Source organism: Arthrobacter humicola (genome assembly GCF_022803015.1).
Classification (GTDB): Bacteria; Actinomycetota; Actinomycetes; order Actinomycetales; family Micrococcaceae; genus Arthrobacter; species Arthrobacter humicola_A.
On sequence record NZ_JAFKON010000009.1, the window covers coordinates 92,338 to 107,976 of the forward strand.

Sequence of the window (15,639 nt, forward strand, 5' to 3'; positions counted from 1 at the left end):
GCGCCGACAGCCCGACCCCCGCAAACAAAGCCCGTCACAGCAGCCCTTGGCACCTCTTGGCAGCCCTGCTACTATCAGAAAAAGGCAGTATGTCCTATCAAGCGAACATAGCCTGACATACGCGGACAGGCCGGCACAACGGCCGCCGCGGAGCACAAGGGAGCATGTCCAGTGGCGAATCAACTGAATCTGCGGATCGACCGCTCTTCCCCGGTGCCGCTGTACCACCAAGTGGTGCAGGGCATCGAGGCAGCGATCCACACGGGGCTGCTGGAACCCGGCAGCAGGCTGGAAAACGAGATCGACCTGGCCGCCCAGCTGAACCTGTCCCGGCCCACGATGAGAAAAGCCATGGACGAGCTGGTCCGCTCGGGCCTCCTGGTCCGCAAGCGCGGCGTCGGCACCCAGGTGGTGTCCAGCCAGGTCCGCCGCCCGCTGGAACTCTCCAGCCTCTACGACGACCTGAGCAACAACGGCAGCAAGCCCACCACCGACGTGCTCAGCTTCTCGCATGAGGAGGCGGACGGCGCGATCCGGACGGCTCTGCAGCTTCCGGCCGGCGCCAAGGTCTACCACTTCACCAGGCTCCGGAAGGTGGGCGGCAAGCCGCTGGCCCTGATGGAGAACTGGGTGCGGGATGACATCACCGCCCTCGACGAGGCTTCCCTGGGCGCGCAGGGCCTCTACGCCATTCTGCGCAACGGCGGCGTGAACTTCCGCCTGGCCTCACAGCGGATCGGTGCCATGATCGCCAATGACTACCAGGCGCCACTGCTCGAGACCACCCCCGGCTCCGCCCTGGTGACCATGGAGCGGACCGCGGTGGACGACACCGGACGCATGGTGGAAACCGGCCACCACGTCTACCGGGCGGATTCCTACAGCTTTGAAATGACACTGGTCCAGAGGTAAGCGTCCAGAGTTAGGCGCCAGCGACGGGCGCAACCGGCTCCAACCCCGCACACACACGCGCCTGCCTCCGGCGCGACAACGAAAGGGCAGCTTCCATGGCCAACTGGGTCTATCCGCTCGGCACCGCCGCCGAAGACACGTGGGACATCTCCATCGGGACGTCCGACTCCAAACTGGAGGTGGACGGCTGGGCGCATACCGGGCTGAAGGTTGCCACGCTGGCAGCCGGCGCCGCCGTCGAACTCGACGCCGCGGCGGAGGAACGGATCGTGATCCCGCTCAACGGCTCTTTCGTGGCGGCCGTCGACGGGCAGGACTATCCCCTGGCCGGCCGGGTCAGCGTCTTCAGCGGCCCCAGCGACGTGCTCTACACGGGAGCCGGCAAGGCGGTGGCCATCACCTCGGCCGACGGCGGACGCGTGGCAGTCGCCACTGCCCCAGCCAAGGCCGCCTACCCGACCCGCCTCATCACGGGCGCCGAGACGCCGGTGGAACTGCGCGGGGCGGGCAACTGCTCCCGTCAGGTCCACAATTTCGGGACTCCCGCCGCGCTGGAGGCGGACCGCTTCATCGTCTGCGAGGTCCTCACGCCGGCCGGCAACTGGTCCTCCTATCCCCCGCACAAGCACGATGAGGAAAAAGACGGCGAGACCAACCTCGAGGAGATCTACTACTTCGAAACCCGGGTGACGCCCGGGGCCCCGCAACGCCCGGGCGCCGACGACGCCATCGGCTACCAGCGCGTCTACGCCTCCGACGAGCGGCCCATCGACGTTGCGGCCGAGGTCCGGACCGGCGACGTCGTCCTGGTGCCCTACGGCTGGCACGGGCCCGCCATGGCCGCCCCCGGCTACGACATGTATTACCTCAACGTCATGGCCGGACCCGGCCCGGTCCGCGAGTGGCTCATCAGCGATGACCCGCACCACGGCTGGATCCGCCAGACCTGGGAGGGCCAGGACCTGGACCCGCGACTGCCGTTCGGCCGCTAGGCCGTCAGGCCGCTCCGGCCCTGGTTCTGGTTCTGGCTCAGGCTCAGGCGCTGGCGCTGGCGCTGGCGCTGACAGCTAGCCATTGAACGTGGCCGGGTGCGGTCCGGTGCGCCCGTTCCGCTCAAGGGCAGTCACTGCCGCCAGTTCGCCCGCGGAAAGCTCAAAGCCGAACACCTCCAGGTTTTCCCGGATGCGGGCCGGCGTCACTGACTTCGGGATGACGATCCTCCCCTGCTGCAGGTGCCAGCGCAAAATGACCTGCGCCGGGGTTCTGCCGTGCCGCGTGGCGATCTCCGTGATGGCCGGATCCGCCAGCAGGGCACCCTGGGCCAACGGACTCCAGGCCTCCGTCGCAATGCCGTGTGCCGCGTTGAACGCTGTCACGTCGTGCTGCTGGAGCGCCGGGTGCAGCTCCACCTGGTTGACCGCCGGCACCGTTCCGCCCAGGTCGATGAGCCGCTGCAGGTGCCCCGGCTCGAAATTGGACACGCCGATGGCCCTGACCCGGCCGTCGGCATGGAGTTTTTCAAGGGCCAGCCAGGAGTCGGCGTACCGGTCCGACGCCGGCGCGGGCCAGTGAATCAGGTAAAGATCCAGGTAGTCGAGACCCAGCTTGTCCAGGCTCGCGTCGAAAGCCGCCAGAGCTGGTTCGTAGCCGAGGTCGTCGATCCACAGCTTGGACGTGATGAACAGGTCTTCCCGCGCGATCCCGGACTCGGCGAGCGCGCGGCCGGTTCCGGTTTCGTTTCCATAGATGGCGGCCGTGTCGATGCTCCGGTAGCCGGCGTCGAGCGCCGCCGCTACCGCCTCGGTGGTCTCGGCGTCGGGAATCTGAAAGACGCCGAAGCCCAGCTGCGGCATCCGCACCCCGTTATTGAGGACGATGGGGGGAATTGAACTCATGGTGTCTCCTGTGGTTGCATTCGGGAGGTCAGCGGACAACGGCTGCGGCCTCGGTAGTGTGAATGTCGGCGCTGGTTTGCGCTGCTGCCGCGGCGGGGGCGGTTGAACCGCCGGCCGTCGCCAGTCGCTTGGCCTGAGCCGCGGCGAATACCATCACTGCCAGGCCCAGCAGGGTGATCCCGGCGCCGGCCCAGATCGGCGAGGTGTAGCCGAGGCCGGCGGTAATGGTGACGCCGCCCAGCCAGGCGCCCAGGGCGTTGCCGACGTTGAAGGCGCCGATGTTGGCGCCGGAGGCCAGGGTGGGAGCGCTGCTGGCGTACTTCATGACGCGCATCTGCAGTCCCGGAACCGTGGCGAAGCCGAAGCCGCCCAGCAGCACCATAGTGGCGATGGTCACCGGCTGGTTGCCGGCTGTCAGGGCGAAGGCCACGAGCACCAGCACCAGGGCGGCGAGGACTACGAGCAGGGTGCGGTCCACGTTCTTGTCGGCCGCCTTGCCGCCGAGGGTGTTGCCGATGAAGAGCCCGACGCCGAAGAGGATCAGCAGCCACGGGACCGTGGCGGCGGAGAAGCCGGTGACCTCGGTGAGGGTAAAGGCGATGTAGGTGAAGGCGCCGAACATGCCGCCGTAGCCGAGGATGGTCACGAGGATGGAGAGCCACACCTGTCCGGAGCGGAAGGCACGGAGCTCGCCGCGCAATCCGCCCGCTGCTGGTTCGCCGGAGCCGGTTTTCGGCACGAGTGCGAGGATGCCGGCCAGGGCGAGGACACCGATCACGGTGATCGCCCAGAACGTGGAGCGCCAGCCCGCGGCCTGGCCCAGCATGGTGCCGAACGGGACACCGAGCACATTCGCAGCAGTCAGGCCGGTGAACATGATCGCGATCGCACCCGCCTTCTTAGTGGGCGCCACCATGCTCGCGGCCACCACTGCGCCGATGCCGAAGAACGCGCCGTGCGAGAGCGCGGCAATGATGCGGCCGATCATCATTACCGAGTAATCCGGCGCGAGCGCCGAGACGAGGTTGCCGGCAATGAACAGCACCATCAGCACGGCCAGCACGGGCTTGCGTTCGAAACGCGTCACGGCGGCGGTGAGACCCAGCGCCCCGACCACGACGGCGAGTGCGTAGCCGGAGATGAGCCAGCCCGCGGTGGCCTCGGAGACGTGGAAGTCTGCGGCCACTTGCGGCAGCAGGCCCATGATGACGAACTCGGTGAGTCCGATGCCGAACCCGCCGAGGGCGAGGGCTATCAGGCCAACAGGCATGGAGGTGCTCCTTACAAAGCTGTACGGGATGGGGTATGGCGCGTAAGCTAGTAGTTGCAGACGCGTTATTTATTCTTGCACAAGCAGATACAGCGCGCAAGCAACTATTATTGATGTGCCCGTCACCACCCCGACGGGCACGCGAGTTGAAGGGAAACACCTGATGGGCATCAAGGACGACGCCGTCGAGGTCCGGGCGCAAGGCTGGCGGACCCTGGCGGCCCTGCACGGGCTGATCGAGGCCGAGCTGGAGCGGTCCTTGCAGGCCGAGGCGCAGCTCTCCGTCGTGGAGTACACCGTGCTGGATGCGCTGAGCCGGCAGGACGGCTGGCACATGCGGATGCAGCAGCTGGCCCGCGCCACGGCGTTGAGCGCGAGCGCCACCACGCGCCTGGTCAACCGGCTCGAGGACCGCGGGCTGCTGACCCGGATCCTGTGCGCGGATGACCGCCGCGGAATCTACACCGAGCTCACCCCCAGCGGCATCGCCCTGCTCGAGCAGAGCAGGCCGGTCCACGACGCCACGCTGGAGCGGGCGCTGGCCGAGGCCCAGGAAATCCCCGAACTGGCGCCGCTGGTCGACGCCCTCCCCCGGCTGCACGCCGCGGCCTAGCGCGGCAACCTCCTCGCGCGAGTACGCAGAATGAACGCAGAAAGCCCCGCCGGGGACGAATCCCGGGCGGGGCTTGTGCGTGCAGGGCCTTCTTGACTGGGGCTAGACGGTGACCGGTTCCCTGGCGGCCGCTTGTTTGAAGAAGTGTTCCAGGTCCTCCAGGCTCTTGTCCTTGGTCTCCGGAATGTACTTCGCGGCAAAGGCGATGGCCCCGACGCCGAGCACAGCGAAGACGAAGAAGGTGCTGGACAGTCCGATCGCGGCGAGGAGCTGCGGGAAGCCGAAGCCAACCAGGAAGTTCACGATCCACAGCACGAAGGCCGAGGCGCCCATGCCCAGGCCGCGGATCTTCAGCGGGAAGATCTCTGAGAGCATCAGCCAGGTGACCGGTGAGATTGCACCTTGCTGGAAGGCCAGGAATGTCACGGTCAGGGCCAGGATGACGAAGCCCCGGGAGGGGCCCTCGGGGAGGATGAGAGAGAAGACGCCGATCAGGAACAGCGCCGTCGTGGTGCCGAGCTGGCCAGTGATGAGCATCCTCCGCCGTCCCACCTTGCCCAGCAGCCAGATGCCCACAAACGTGGCGAGAACGGAGATGACCCCGTTGGCGATGTTGGCCGTGAGGGCCGCCTCGCGGCCGAATCCGGACTCGGCAAGGATCTGCGTGCCGTAGTACATGATCGAGTTGACGCCCGTGATCTGCTGGATGACCGCGAGCCCGATCCCCACCGCGAAGATGTGCCGGAGCCACGGAACACTGAGGTCCTTCCAGGAGCCCATCTTGGCCTTGTAGTCCTCCACGGCCATGGCCTTGACTTCTTCAAATTCAGCCCGGGCCTCGGACTGGGAGCGGATCCGCCGCAGCACACTGAGGGTTTCGCCGAAGCTGCCCATCGAGGCCAGCCAGCGCGGGCTTTCGGGCATGAAGTTCATACCGACCCAGAGCGCGATCGCCGGCAGGGTTGCAATGACCAGCATCCAGCGCCAGATCCCGCCGGCCTCGCCGAAGCTGTTGCCGAGGTAGGCGTTGAACATGAAGGCCAGCAGCTGGCCCGTGACGATCATCAGCTCGTTTTGGGTGACAATCCGTCCGCGCCGGGCACTCGGTGAGACCTCAGCCAGGTACACCGGCACCGTCACCGAGGCCCCGCCCACGGCCAGGCCGAGGATCAGGCGTGCCAGGATCATCACCTCCGTGTTCGGCGCGAAGGTACACGCAAGGGTGCCGGCGAGGAACACCACGGCCAGCACCATGATCATTTTGCGCCGGCCGTGGCGGTCCGCGAGGCGCCCGCCGAAGAGGGCGCCAAAGGCCGCCCCGAACAGCAGCGAGGAGGTCACGAGCCCTTCGGTCAGTGGCGTGAGGCCCAGGTCCACCTGCATGTACGGCAAAGCGCCGTTGATCACGCCGGTGTCGTAGCCGAAGAGCAGTCCGCCGAAAGTGGAGACGATCGTCGCGGTCCGGAGGGCCCGTTTGTGGTTGGCGGGCCCTGTCACCTCGGCGACAGGCGCCGTCATAGGCTCGCCTTCGCGATCCGCTGCTTCATGGTCTCCAGCTGGTACCGGGAGACGTCCGCGGCGTTGTCGTCCTCGGCGAAGACGCTGGAGACCATCACCGTGTCTTCACGGTCCAGGAAGCCGATCTCCTGCAGGCCGCCGAAGAACTCGTCCCAGTTGACGTCGCCGTCGCCGATTTTCAGGTGCTGGTGCACGCGGACGGGGTTGCCGGGCGGGTTGGTGATGTAACGCAGGCCGTGTGAGGCGTGGTGGTCCATCGTGTCGGCCACGTGGACCAGGCGCAGCTTGTCGCCCGCGGCCCGCATGATCTCCAGCGGTGCGTTCTTCATGTGGAAGCTGTGCGAGGCCACGTAGACCAGGCCAACATTCTTCGAGTTCAGCCCGCGGATCACCCGGATCGCGGCCAGGCCCTCCTCGACGAAGTCGTCCGGATGCGGATCGATCAGCAGGTCGATCCCCTCCCGCTCGATGATGGGGAGCAGCTCCTCCATGGAGCGGTAGAAGGCCCGCTCGGATTCCTCGGCCTTCTCCGGCCGGCCGCTGAACTCGGTGTTCATGGTGCCAACGCCCAGGTCCACGGTGATCTGGATGGCCCGTTTCCAGTAGCGGACGGCCGCCTCGCGCGCGTCCTCGTCCGGGCCGGACCAGCGCAGCACGGGCAGCACCGACGCGATTTCGATTCCCGCGTCCTTGCAGGCCGCCTTCAGCTTGCCCACGAGCTCGTCGTCGGCCTTCGGGTGGTTGAAGAAGGGGATGAAATCGGCGTGCGGGGTCATCTGCATGTACTTGTAGCCGAGGTCGGCCACCACGCGCGGGAACTCGAGGAGTCCGTGGCTGTGGTGGAACGGCGTGGGATCTAGGGCGATTTTCACGGTGAACACTCCATTGTGGATCTGGCGGGCGTGCGGCCGGCCGGCGCGTTCTTTGCAGTAGAAGGCGCCGGCCGGCGGGGTTTTAGCGGTACAGGGCGGGCTTGGCGTTGAGCTTCACGGCGACCTTTTCGCCGTTCTTCTGCGCCTCGACGCCGGCCTCGCAGCAGGCGGCCGTGGCGTAGCCGTCCCAGGCGGTCGGGCCGCCGATCTCATCGCGGAGGGCCGCGTCCACCCAGGACTGGATTTCGACGTCGTATGCCGCACCGAAGCGTTCCTCGAAGCCGGGGGTGACGTTGCCGCCCCAATGGCCGTTGCTGCGGGTGTACGGGCCTTTGTCGCCGCCGATGCTGACGATGCCGTCTTCGAAGGAGGCCTGGGTGGCCACCTCGTAGCCGAACTTGGCATTGACGTAGATCTCGACGTCGGCCAGGACACCGGACTCGGTCTCGATCAGCACGTGCTGCGGGTCGTGCTGACCGGCCGGGGCGTTCCGTGTGGCCTTGCCGAGGCGGACCTGGACCGAGGTGATTTCCTCGCCGGTGAAGTAGCGTATGGCGTCGAATTCGTGGACCACGGAGTCGTTGATCAGCATCTCGTTGGTGAAGCCCGCCGGGGTGGTGGGGTTCCGGTGCTGGTGGTGCAGCATGAGCAGCTCACCGAGTTCGGAGTCGCGGATGATTTTGCCGAGGGCGGCGTATTCGGCGTCGAAGCGGCGCATGAAGCCGACCTGGATGCGCTTGTGGCCCAGCTCCTGCTCGGCTTCGACAATCTTCCAGGAGGATTCGGCATACGGGGTGAGCGGCTTCTCGCAGAGGATCGGGATGTCCTTGGCGATCGCCTTGAGCAGGATGTCCTCGTGCAGGAAACCGGGGGTGGCGATCAGTACGGCGTTGACGTCGCCGTTGTTGAGGGCCTCCTCGGCGTCGGCGAGGGCGACGGCACCGGGGATGCCTTCGATGGCGGCCTGGGCACGGGCGAGGTCGACGTCGACGACGGCGGCAACTTCGGCGCCGTGGATGCGGGTGTTGAGCCGCTGGATGTGGTCTGCGCCCATACGGCCGGCGCCGATGACAGCTACGCGGAGGGTCTTAGTCATGATCTTGTCCTCAGTTCTAGTTGACGGCGGTGCGGGAGCCGCAGGAAAGCAGGTAGTTCCGGGTGCGCTTGGCGATCGGCATCGGGACGTCGAAGGCCACGGGATACATGTCCTGTTCCACAATGCCAAAGATCGGCCGGTTGAGCGCCTCCACGGCTTCGATGACGGCGCGCAGGTCCGGCAGCCCGTTCGGCGGCTCGGTCATCACGCCGGCCAGGTTGGCGGCGGCCCACGTCATGTTTTCCTCGTTGACCTTTTTGAGGATGTCCGGGTTGATCTGCTTGAGGTGCAGGTAGCCGATCCGGTCCGGATAGTTCTTGATCAGGTCGAGGCTGGAGGCCCCGCAGTATTCGGCGTGGCCGGTATCCAGGCAGAGGTTGAGGTACTTCGGGTCCGTGGCCGCGAGCAGGGTTTCGATGTCCGCCTGCGCGCCAACGTGGGAGTCGGCGTGCGAGTGGAACTGCTGCTTCAGGCCGAAATCCTCCAAGAGGGTCTTGCCCATGCGGTTGTGGCCGGAGAACAGGTCGCTCCACGCCTTCTCGGTGAGCGTGCCGCTCTCGACGGCCTCGCCGGTGACGTCGTCGCGCCACATCGCGGGAATGACCACGATGTGTTCGCCTCCCATGGCTGCCGTGAGTTCGGCGACCTTGCGGGCCGGCTCCCAGGCTTCGTCGTACTGGTGGGCCCCGCGGTGGAATGCGGTGAACACGGTGCCGGCCGAGATCTTCAGGTCGCGCTGCTTGAGCTCTTCGGCGAGACGGGCCGGATCGGTGGGGAGGTAGCCGTAGGGGCCGAGCTCGATCCACTTGTAGCCGGATTCGGCGACCTCGTCGAGGAAGCGTTCCCACGGGGTCTGCTGGGGGTCATCCGGGAACCAGACGCCCCAGGAGTCCGGCGCGGTGCCGATGATCAGCTTGTTCTCTGTCATTTCCATTCCTTCTCATCGGTTGCTCCGCAGGTGCCGTTTTGGACGCTCAAAACGGCAGTTGCGGAGCAATCGATCGCGGTTGTTGGGTGGCGGTGGGTGGGCCCACGCCGCCAGGGTTCCCTGGCCGTGAGGCCCCACCGGCGAGGGCCCCTGCCTGAGCTTGCGAAGGCTGGGAGCCGGTGGGGACTTGCGAGGCGAGGGGGGCGGTGGGGACTAGTTGGACGGGAAGTTGTAGGAGGCGCCGGAGGCGTGCGTGGATTCGGGCCAGCGCGAGGTGACCACCTTGCCGCGGGTGTAGAAGGAGACGCCTTCGGGGCCGTAGATGTGCTTGTCGCCGAACAGCGAGGCCTTCCAGCCGCCGAAGGAGTGGTACGCCACCGGCACGGGCAGCGGCACGTTGATGCCGATCATGCCCACGGTGACGGAGCGCTGGAACTTCCGGGCCGCGGCGCCGGAAGAGGTGAAGATGGCGGTGCCGTTGCCGTAGGGGTTGGAGTTGATCAGGGCGATGCCGGCGTCGAGGTCCTCGACGCGGACCACGACCAGGACGGGGCCGAAGATTTCCTCGGTGTAGGCGGTCATCCCGGCCGTGACGTGGTCCAGGACGGTGGGGCCGACCCAGAACCCGTCTTCGTGGCCGGGGACCACGAGGTCGCGGCCGTCCACCACCATCGCGGCGCCGGCTGTTTCGGCTTCGGTGACGATCTTCACGATCCGTTCCTTGGACGCCGGCGTGATGACCGGGCCCATTTCGGCGTCGGGCACGGTGCCGTTGTTGACCTTGACGGCCAGGGCGCGCTCTTCGACCTTCTTGACCAGCAGGTCGGCGGCGTCGCCGACGGCGACGGCGACTGAGATGGCCATGCAACGTTCCCCGGCGGAGCCGAACGCGGCGGCGGCCAGGTGGTCGGCAGCGTTGTCGAGGTCGGCGTCGGGCAGGATGATCGCGTGGTTCTTCGCCCCTCCCAGGGCCTGGACGCGCTTGCCGTGGGCGGTGGCGGTCTCGTGGACGTACCGGGCGATCGGGGTGGACCCGACGAAGGAGATGCCGTCCACGTCCGGGTGGGTCAGGAGGCCGTCGACCGTTTCCTTGTCGCCGTGCAGGACCTGGAAGACGCCGTCGGGCAGCCCGGCCTGCTTCCACAGCTTGGCGAGCAGCATCGAGGCGGAGGGGTCGCGCTCGGAGGGCTTGAGGATGAAGGCGTTGCCGGTGGCGATCGCCATCGGGGCCATCCACAGCGGGACCATGACCGGGAAGTTGAACGGGGTGATTCCGGCGACGACGCCGAGCGGCTCGCGGAAGGAGAAAACGTCGATGCCGGTGGAGACCTGGTCCGAGTAGTCGCCCTTGAGCAGTTGCGGGATGCCGCAGGCGAACTCGATGACCTCGAGTCCGCGGCCGATCTCGCCCTTGGCGTCGGAGAGGACCTTGCCGTGTTCGGCGGTGATCAGTTCGGCGAGCTCGTCCACGTGGGAGGCGACGAGTTCGCGGAACTTGAACAGCACCGCGGTGCGCTTGGCCAGGGAGATGTCGCCCCAGGAATCGGCGGCAGCGCGGGCGGCGGCGACGGTGGTGTCCAGGTCGGCCCGGTTGGCCAGCCGCAGCTCTGCGGAGACGGCGCCGGTGGCCGGGTTGTAGACGGGCTGAGTGCGGGTACCCTCGCCGGCGGACTCGGCGCCGTTGATGAAGTGGTGGATGGTTTTGGTGGCGGTGACGGTAGTCATGGGAATGTCCTTGGGAGTTGGAATCTGGGATGGCTCAGGGAGCCGGGGTCAGCCGAGCAGCTTGCGCTGGCGGCTCTTGTGGTCAACGTAGGTCTGGAAGGCCTGCTTTGTGGAGTCGAGCTCGGAGACCTGCGAGACCGGAACGTCCCACCACGACTCGGAGCTGGGGGCATCCAGCAGCGGGTCGGATTCCACGTGGATGACGATCGGGCCGCCGCGTTCGGGGGCGGCCTTGGCGTCCCGGAGGGCCTGTTCGAGCTCGGCGATGACCTTCTCCCCCGGTTCGACCCGGATCACCTTCACGCCGAGGCTTTCGGCGTTCAGGGCCAGGTCCACCGGGAGCCGGTCGCCGTCGTCGAAGCTGTGGTGTTCCTCATCCAGCGCCCGGTACTGGGTGCCGAAGCGCTGGGATCCAAGGGACTCGGAAAGCGAACCGATGGAGGCGTAGCCGTGGTTCTGGATCAGGACCACGATCAGCTTGATCCGCTCGGCGACGGCGGTGACGAGTTCGGTGTGCATCATCAGATAGGAGCCGTCCCCCACCATGACGACGACGTCGCGCTGCGTGCCGCCCTTGGCGGCTTCGGCCAGGGCGGCGCGCTTGACCCCGAGGCCGCCCGGGATCTCGTAGCCCATGCAGGAGTAGGCGTATTCGACGTGATAGCCGAACGGGTCCCGGACGCGCCACATCTTGTGCAGGTCACCGGGGAGTGAGCCGGCGGCGCAGATGACGACGTCCTGGGCGTCCATGGCGCGGTTCGTGGCGCCAATGATCTCGTTCTGCGCCGGCAGCGGCGTGAACCGCGTGTCGAATGCCTCGTCCACGGTGGCGTCCCAGCGTTTCTTCTCGGCCGCGATCCGCTGCTCGAGGTCCGCGCCGATGCGGTAGCCGCCGAGGGCCTGGTTCAGTTTGACCAGGGTCTTGCGGGCGTCGGCCACGATCGGCAGTGAGGTGCCGTGCTTGTAGGCGTCGAGGGCGGCGACGTTGATGTTGAGGAATTTCACGTCCGGGTTCTGGAACGCGGTCCGGGAGGCGGTGGTGAAGTCCTCGTAGCGGGTACCGATCCCGATGATGAGGTCGGCCTCGGCGGCGATGGCGTTGGCCGCCGTCGTGCCGGTGGAGCCGATGGCCCCGAGGGAGAACTTGTGGTCCCAGGGCAGCACGCCGACGCCGGCCTGGGTGTTGCCGACCGGGATGCCGGTCAGCTCGGCGAACTTCGCGAGTTCCTCGTTGGCGTAGGCGTAGAGCACGCCGCCGCCGGCGATGACCAGCGGGCGCTTGGCGGCGCGGATCGCCTCGGCGGCGCGGCGGATGTCCTCGTCGTCGGCGTCCGGGCGGCGGATCCGCCATTCGCGATCGGCGAGGAATTCCTCGGGCACGTCGAAGGCCTCGGCCTGGACGTCCTGGGGCAGCGAGATGGTGACGGCGCCGGTCTCGGCCGGGTCGGTGAGGACACGGAGTCCGTGGTGGAACGCGGAAAACAGCTGCTCGGGCCGGGAGACGCGGTCAAAGAACTTCGACAGCGGCCGGAACGCGTCATTGACGGTGATGTCGTAGGCGTAGGGCTGTTCGAGCTGCTGCAGCACGGGGTCGGCGGCGCGGGTCGCGAACGTGTCACTCGGCAGCAGCAGGACCGGCAGCCGGTTGGTGGTGGCCAGCGCCGCGCCGGTGAGCAGGTTCGAGGAGCCCGGACCGATCGAGGTGCTGATCGCGAAGGTCTGGCGGCGGCGGGTGTGGCGGGCGAAGCCGACCGCCTGGTGGGACTGGGCCTGTTCGTTGCGGCCCTGGTAGTACGGCATGATCGTCGGATCGAGCTGCTGGTACTGCTTGAGGGCCTGGCCGACGCCGGCGACGTTGCCGTGGCCGAAGATGCCGAACGTGCCCGGAATCAGGCGTTCCCGGAAGTCCTGGCCGCCGACCGAATCGACGGTGTACTGCTTGGACAGGTATTCAACGACGGCCTGCGCGACCGTCATTCTGCGTGTTCCTGATGCCGTGCTCATTCCCATGGGAAGCTACTCCGATACTTCTTTGGTGCGGGTGGATTCGGTGTGGTGCAGCAGCGAGGCCGCGGTTGCCACGGCGCCGGCGACGTCGCCGTCCTGCGGGTAGAGCAGGGTCCGGCCGACGGTGAGGCCCTGAACGCCGGGCAAGGCGAGGGCAGTCTGCCAGCTGGCGAACACCTCGTCCTGGCCAGCGTCCGGGTCTCCGCCGAGGAGCACGGTGGGCATCGTGGTGGACGCCATGACGCGTTCCATCTCGGCCACCACGGGGAGCTTCATCCAGGTGTAGGCGCTGCTCGCGCCGAGGCCTTCGGCGATGGCGACTGACTTGATGACGGCATTGGTGGAGAGGTCGTTGCGGACCTTCCCGTTTTCACGGACGGAGAGGAACGGTTCCACCATGGCGATCAGCCTGCGTTCGGCGAGGGAGTCGATGGCCCTCGCGGTCGCTTCGAGGGTGGCGACAGTGTCCGGGTCGCCGAGGCAGATGCGGGTCAGCATCTTGCCGCCGTCGGCGCCCAGGGCCTCGAGCGCGGCCGCGGTGTGGCCGGTAAAGCGGTCATCGAATTCGTTCACCAGGCCGGAGAGTCCGCCACGGTTCATCGAGCCGAAGAGCAGCTTGCCCTCGAGCGCGCCGAGCAGGAGCAGATCGTCCATGATGTCCGGCGAGGCGAGGACACCGTCCACGTCCGGGTTGGCCAGGGCGATCTGCAGGCGGTCCAGGAGCTGGCGGCGGTCGGCCATGGCCACCGGATCGTTTCCGACGGCGAGCGCGCCGCGGGCCGGGTGGTCGGCGGCGACGATGAAGTTCTGCCGGTGGGCCCTGACACCGGGGTGGCGGCGCCGGGCCTTGGCGGCGCGGGCAATCGCTTCCGGGTCTTCGAGCCGGATAATGCTCAGGTGCTCGTAGCGGCGGGGATCATCGTTCACCGCACGGGTGGCGACGGCTGGGTTTGCACTCACAGTGCTGCTCCTTCGGTGGCGTAGGTACCCGGCAGCAGGCGGCCGCGGTCGGCGAGCAGGCCGGTGACTTCGTCCGGCGTCGGCATCGCGTCGGCGCAGGACAGGCGGGAGGCGACGAGGGCGCCGGCGGCGTTGGCGAAATCGAGGACCTGCGCCAGGGGCCAGCCGGAGAGCAGGCCGTGGCAGAAGGCCCCGCCAAAGGAGTCGCCGGCACCGAGGCCGTTGACAGTTTCCACGGGCACCGGGGCAGAGACCACACGCTCGGTGCGGGTCTTGGCCATGACCCCTTCAGGGCCCAGCTTCACGACGGCGATTTCGACGCCGGCCGCGAGCAGCCGGTCCGCCTGTTCGTCCGGGGTGCCCTCCCCGACGGCGACGGCGCATTCCTTGTCGTTGCCGATCGCGACGGTGACGTGCGGCAGGATCCTGGCGACCTGTTCCCGGGCTTCCTCCTCGGAAGCCCAGAACATCGGCCGGTAGTCGAGGTCCAGGATGGTGAACTGGCCTTCCTTGAGCCCCGTGCGGGGCCGTGCCTCGTGGGCCGTGAGCTGGGCGGTGCGGCTGGGCTCCTGGCAGAGTCCGGTGACGGTGGACCAGAAGATCCCGGCCTCCCTGATGGCGTCCAGGTCCAGTTCCTCGGCCTTGATCTGCAGGTCCGGTGCCGTGGGGAAGCGTCCATAGAAGTAGAGCGGGAAGTCCTCCGGCGGCTTGATGGCGCAGAACGTGACCGCGGTGGGCCATTCCTTGACCGCCGTGACGAAGGAGTCGTCCACGTTGAATTTGCGCAGTTCCCGGTGCAGGTACTTGCCGAAGGCGTCGTCGCCGGTGCGGGTGATGACGGCGGTGCGGCGGCCGTGGCGGGCAGCGGCGACGGCCACGTTGGACGGGGATCCGCCAAGGTACTTTCCGAAGGACGTGACATCCTCCAGATCCACCCCGATGTCGTTCGGGTAGATATCAACACTGATGCGCCCGATCGTGAGCAGTTCGTGGGTCACGGTGATCGTGGACCTTTCTGGTGTGGACTCGATACCTTTGCGCAGCCTGAGCTTCGGCGTTTCTGCGGTGCTTATTCGGTGTTTTGGGGCCGGGCGTGAGCCGGGCCACAACCACTACTTTGCCTTAGAATCCATGTACTGTCAAAGGTTTGTACTGACATATTTACAACATGACACGGGGACTTCAAGTGACGCCCCGCGCGGCGCCGCGGCGGCGGAGCAGGCGCCGGTATTACCCCGGTGGTTACCTGGCGGGAACGCCGAGTTCGCCGGTGACATACTGGGCCCGCCCGAAACCGAACGACCAGTCCCCCGCGGTGTTCTCGACATATCCGATGAAGACGTCCTCGCCGGCGACCCCCGCGGCGGCCAGCCTGTCCGCAATGGCGGCAAACAGGGACTGCTTGGCGGACTGGCTGCGCCCGGCCTGGGTGAAGATCTGGATCATCACCACGTCCGGCGTCCGCTCGAAGCCGAGCCCGGCATCCTGGGCAACAATTTGCCCCACGGGATGCTCGGTCAGCACGTGGAAGTAGTCCCGCTCCGGAATGCCAAATTCGGCCACGATCGCACTGTGGATGCCCTGGCTGAGTCCGCGGAGCTGCTCCGCGCCGCGGCCCTGGTTGACGTCAATTCGCACGAGAGGCACTCGCATCTCCTTCACTAGTTTGTCCTGACATACTAACAAAGCAATTCGGAGGTACGCAAGGATTCCGTGACAGCACACAGCAACGCGGGGTCGCCTACGGCTCATCCCAGCCCCGCAGGACGGGCCCTCAGTGAGCCCTCAGTGACCCCGCGTTGGGTATTGCGCGGACACTGCCTCCGGCGTAGCGTTAACAACC

Annotated in this window: 14 protein-coding genes; 3 read left to right on the forward strand and 11 right to left on the reverse strand. The window is 67.2% G+C overall.

What is annotated here, in order from left to right:
- Positions 1 to 171: 171 nt before the first annotated feature.
- Together ARTB_RS16965 and iolB are read left to right on the forward strand one after the other, a co-directional pair.
- Positions 172 to 912 (forward strand): GntR family transcriptional regulator, encoded by a 741-nt coding sequence (locus tag ARTB_RS16965; protein ID WP_243181584.1) that lies wholly within the window; start codon positions 172 to 174, stop codon positions 910 to 912.
- A gap of 95 nt (positions 913 to 1,007) precedes the next feature.
- Positions 1,008 to 1,904 (forward strand): 5-deoxy-glucuronate isomerase, encoded by an 897-nt coding sequence (gene iolB, locus ARTB_RS16970; RefSeq protein ID WP_243181585.1) that lies wholly within the window; start codon positions 1,008 to 1,010, stop codon positions 1,902 to 1,904.
- A gap of 75 nt (positions 1,905 to 1,979) precedes the next feature.
- Here iolB and ARTB_RS16975 read toward each other — a convergent pair whose 3' ends face one another.
- Together ARTB_RS16975 and ARTB_RS16980 are read right to left on the reverse strand one after the other, a co-directional pair.
- Complete coding sequence (locus tag ARTB_RS16975) at positions 1,980 to 2,807, reverse strand: aldo/keto reductase (protein WP_243181586.1); 828 nt, start codon at positions 2,805 to 2,807, stop codon at positions 1,980 to 1,982.
- A 28-nt stretch (positions 2,808 to 2,835) separates the two neighbouring features.
- Complete coding sequence (locus tag ARTB_RS16980; protein ID WP_243181587.1) at positions 2,836 to 4,077, reverse strand: MFS transporter; 1,242 nt, start codon at positions 4,075 to 4,077, stop codon at positions 2,836 to 2,838.
- A 163-nt stretch (positions 4,078 to 4,240) separates the two neighbouring features.
- Here ARTB_RS16980 and ARTB_RS16985 point away from each other — a divergent pair, with 163 nt between their 5' ends.
- Positions 4,241 to 4,690 (forward strand): MarR family winged helix-turn-helix transcriptional regulator, encoded by a 450-nt coding sequence (locus tag ARTB_RS16985; RefSeq protein WP_243181588.1) that lies wholly within the window; start codon positions 4,241 to 4,243, stop codon positions 4,688 to 4,690.
- Between the two features lie 102 nt (positions 4,691 to 4,792).
- Here ARTB_RS16985 and ARTB_RS16990 read toward each other — a convergent pair whose 3' ends face one another.
- The 9 genes from ARTB_RS16990 to ARTB_RS17030 form a co-directional block, all read right to left on the reverse strand.
- On the reverse strand, positions 4,793 to 6,208 hold the full coding sequence (locus tag ARTB_RS16990) for a sugar porter family MFS transporter (RefSeq protein ID WP_243181589.1): 1,416 nt from the start codon (positions 6,206 to 6,208) through the stop codon (positions 4,793 to 4,795).
- Entirely contained in the window at positions 6,205 to 7,080 is an 876-nt protein-coding gene (locus ARTB_RS16995) for a sugar phosphate isomerase/epimerase family protein (RefSeq protein ID WP_243181590.1), read from the reverse strand. The genes ARTB_RS16990 and ARTB_RS16995 overlap by 4 nt, the downstream gene beginning before the upstream one ends.
- Positions 7,081 to 7,162: 82 nt before the next feature.
- Positions 7,163 to 8,176, reverse strand: coding sequence for a Gfo/Idh/MocA family protein (locus ARTB_RS17000; protein ID WP_243181591.1), 1,014 nt, complete (start codon positions 8,174 to 8,176; stop codon positions 7,163 to 7,165).
- A gap of 16 nt (positions 8,177 to 8,192) precedes the next feature.
- On the reverse strand, positions 8,193 to 9,104 hold the full coding sequence (locus ARTB_RS17005; protein ID WP_243181592.1) for a sugar phosphate isomerase/epimerase family protein: 912 nt from the start codon (positions 9,102 to 9,104) through the stop codon (positions 8,193 to 8,195).
- A gap of 213 nt (positions 9,105 to 9,317) precedes the next feature.
- The gene (locus tag ARTB_RS17010; protein ID WP_243181593.1) at positions 9,318 to 10,829 is read right to left on the reverse strand and encodes a CoA-acylating methylmalonate-semialdehyde dehydrogenase; all 1,512 of its coding nucleotides are present in this window, start codon (positions 10,827 to 10,829) and stop codon (positions 9,318 to 9,320) included.
- A 48-nt stretch (positions 10,830 to 10,877) separates the two neighbouring features.
- The gene (iolD, locus tag ARTB_RS17015; RefSeq protein ID WP_243181594.1) at positions 10,878 to 12,806 is read right to left on the reverse strand and encodes a 3D-(3,5/4)-trihydroxycyclohexane-1,2-dione acylhydrolase (decyclizing); all 1,929 of its coding nucleotides are present in this window, start codon (positions 12,804 to 12,806) and stop codon (positions 10,878 to 10,880) included.
- A 39-nt stretch (positions 12,807 to 12,845) separates the two neighbouring features.
- The gene (locus ARTB_RS17020; protein ID WP_028275600.1) at positions 12,846 to 13,796 is read right to left on the reverse strand and encodes a Cgl0159 family (beta/alpha)8-fold protein; all 951 of its coding nucleotides are present in this window, start codon (positions 13,794 to 13,796) and stop codon (positions 12,846 to 12,848) included.
- Entirely contained in the window at positions 13,793 to 14,794 is a 1,002-nt protein-coding gene (iolC, locus tag ARTB_RS17025) for a 5-dehydro-2-deoxygluconokinase (protein WP_243181595.1), read from the reverse strand. Before iolC ends, ARTB_RS17020 begins: the two co-directional genes overlap by 4 nt.
- Before the next feature lie 244 nt (positions 14,795 to 15,038).
- Entirely contained in the window at positions 15,039 to 15,443 is a 405-nt protein-coding gene (locus ARTB_RS17030) for a tautomerase family protein (protein ID WP_243181596.1), read from the reverse strand.
- Between the last annotated feature and the right edge of the window lie 196 nt (positions 15,444 to 15,639).

Coding starts and splice junctions, on each gene's coding strand:
- ARTB_RS17010 (WP_243181593.1), bottom strand. CDS start 10,829: ATGACTACCGTCACCGCCACCAAAACCATCCACCACTTCATCAACGGC.
- iolB (WP_243181585.1), top strand. CDS start 1,008: ATGGCCAACTGGGTCTATCCGCTCGGCACCGCCGCCGAAGACACGTGG.
- ARTB_RS16980 (WP_243181587.1), bottom strand. CDS start 4,077: ATGCCTGTTGGCCTGATAGCCCTCGCCCTCGGCGGGTTCGGCATCGGA.
- ARTB_RS16975 (WP_243181586.1), bottom strand. CDS start 2,807: ATGAGTTCAATTCCCCCCATCGTCCTCAATAACGGGGTGCGGATGCCG.
- ARTB_RS17005 (WP_243181592.1), bottom strand. CDS start 9,104: ATGACAGAGAACAAGCTGATCATCGGCACCGCGCCGGACTCCTGGGGC.
- iolD (WP_243181594.1), bottom strand. CDS start 12,806: ATGACGGTCGCGCAGGCCGTCGTTGAATACCTGTCCAAGCAGTACACC.
- ARTB_RS16990 (WP_243181589.1), bottom strand. CDS start 6,208: ATGACGGCGCCTGTCGCCGAGGTGACAGGGCCCGCCAACCACAAACGG.
- ARTB_RS16985 (WP_243181588.1), top strand. CDS start 4,241: ATGGGCATCAAGGACGACGCCGTCGAGGTCCGGGCGCAAGGCTGGCGG.
- ARTB_RS17000 (WP_243181591.1), bottom strand. CDS start 8,176: ATGACTAAGACCCTCCGCGTAGCTGTCATCGGCGCCGGCCGTATGGGC.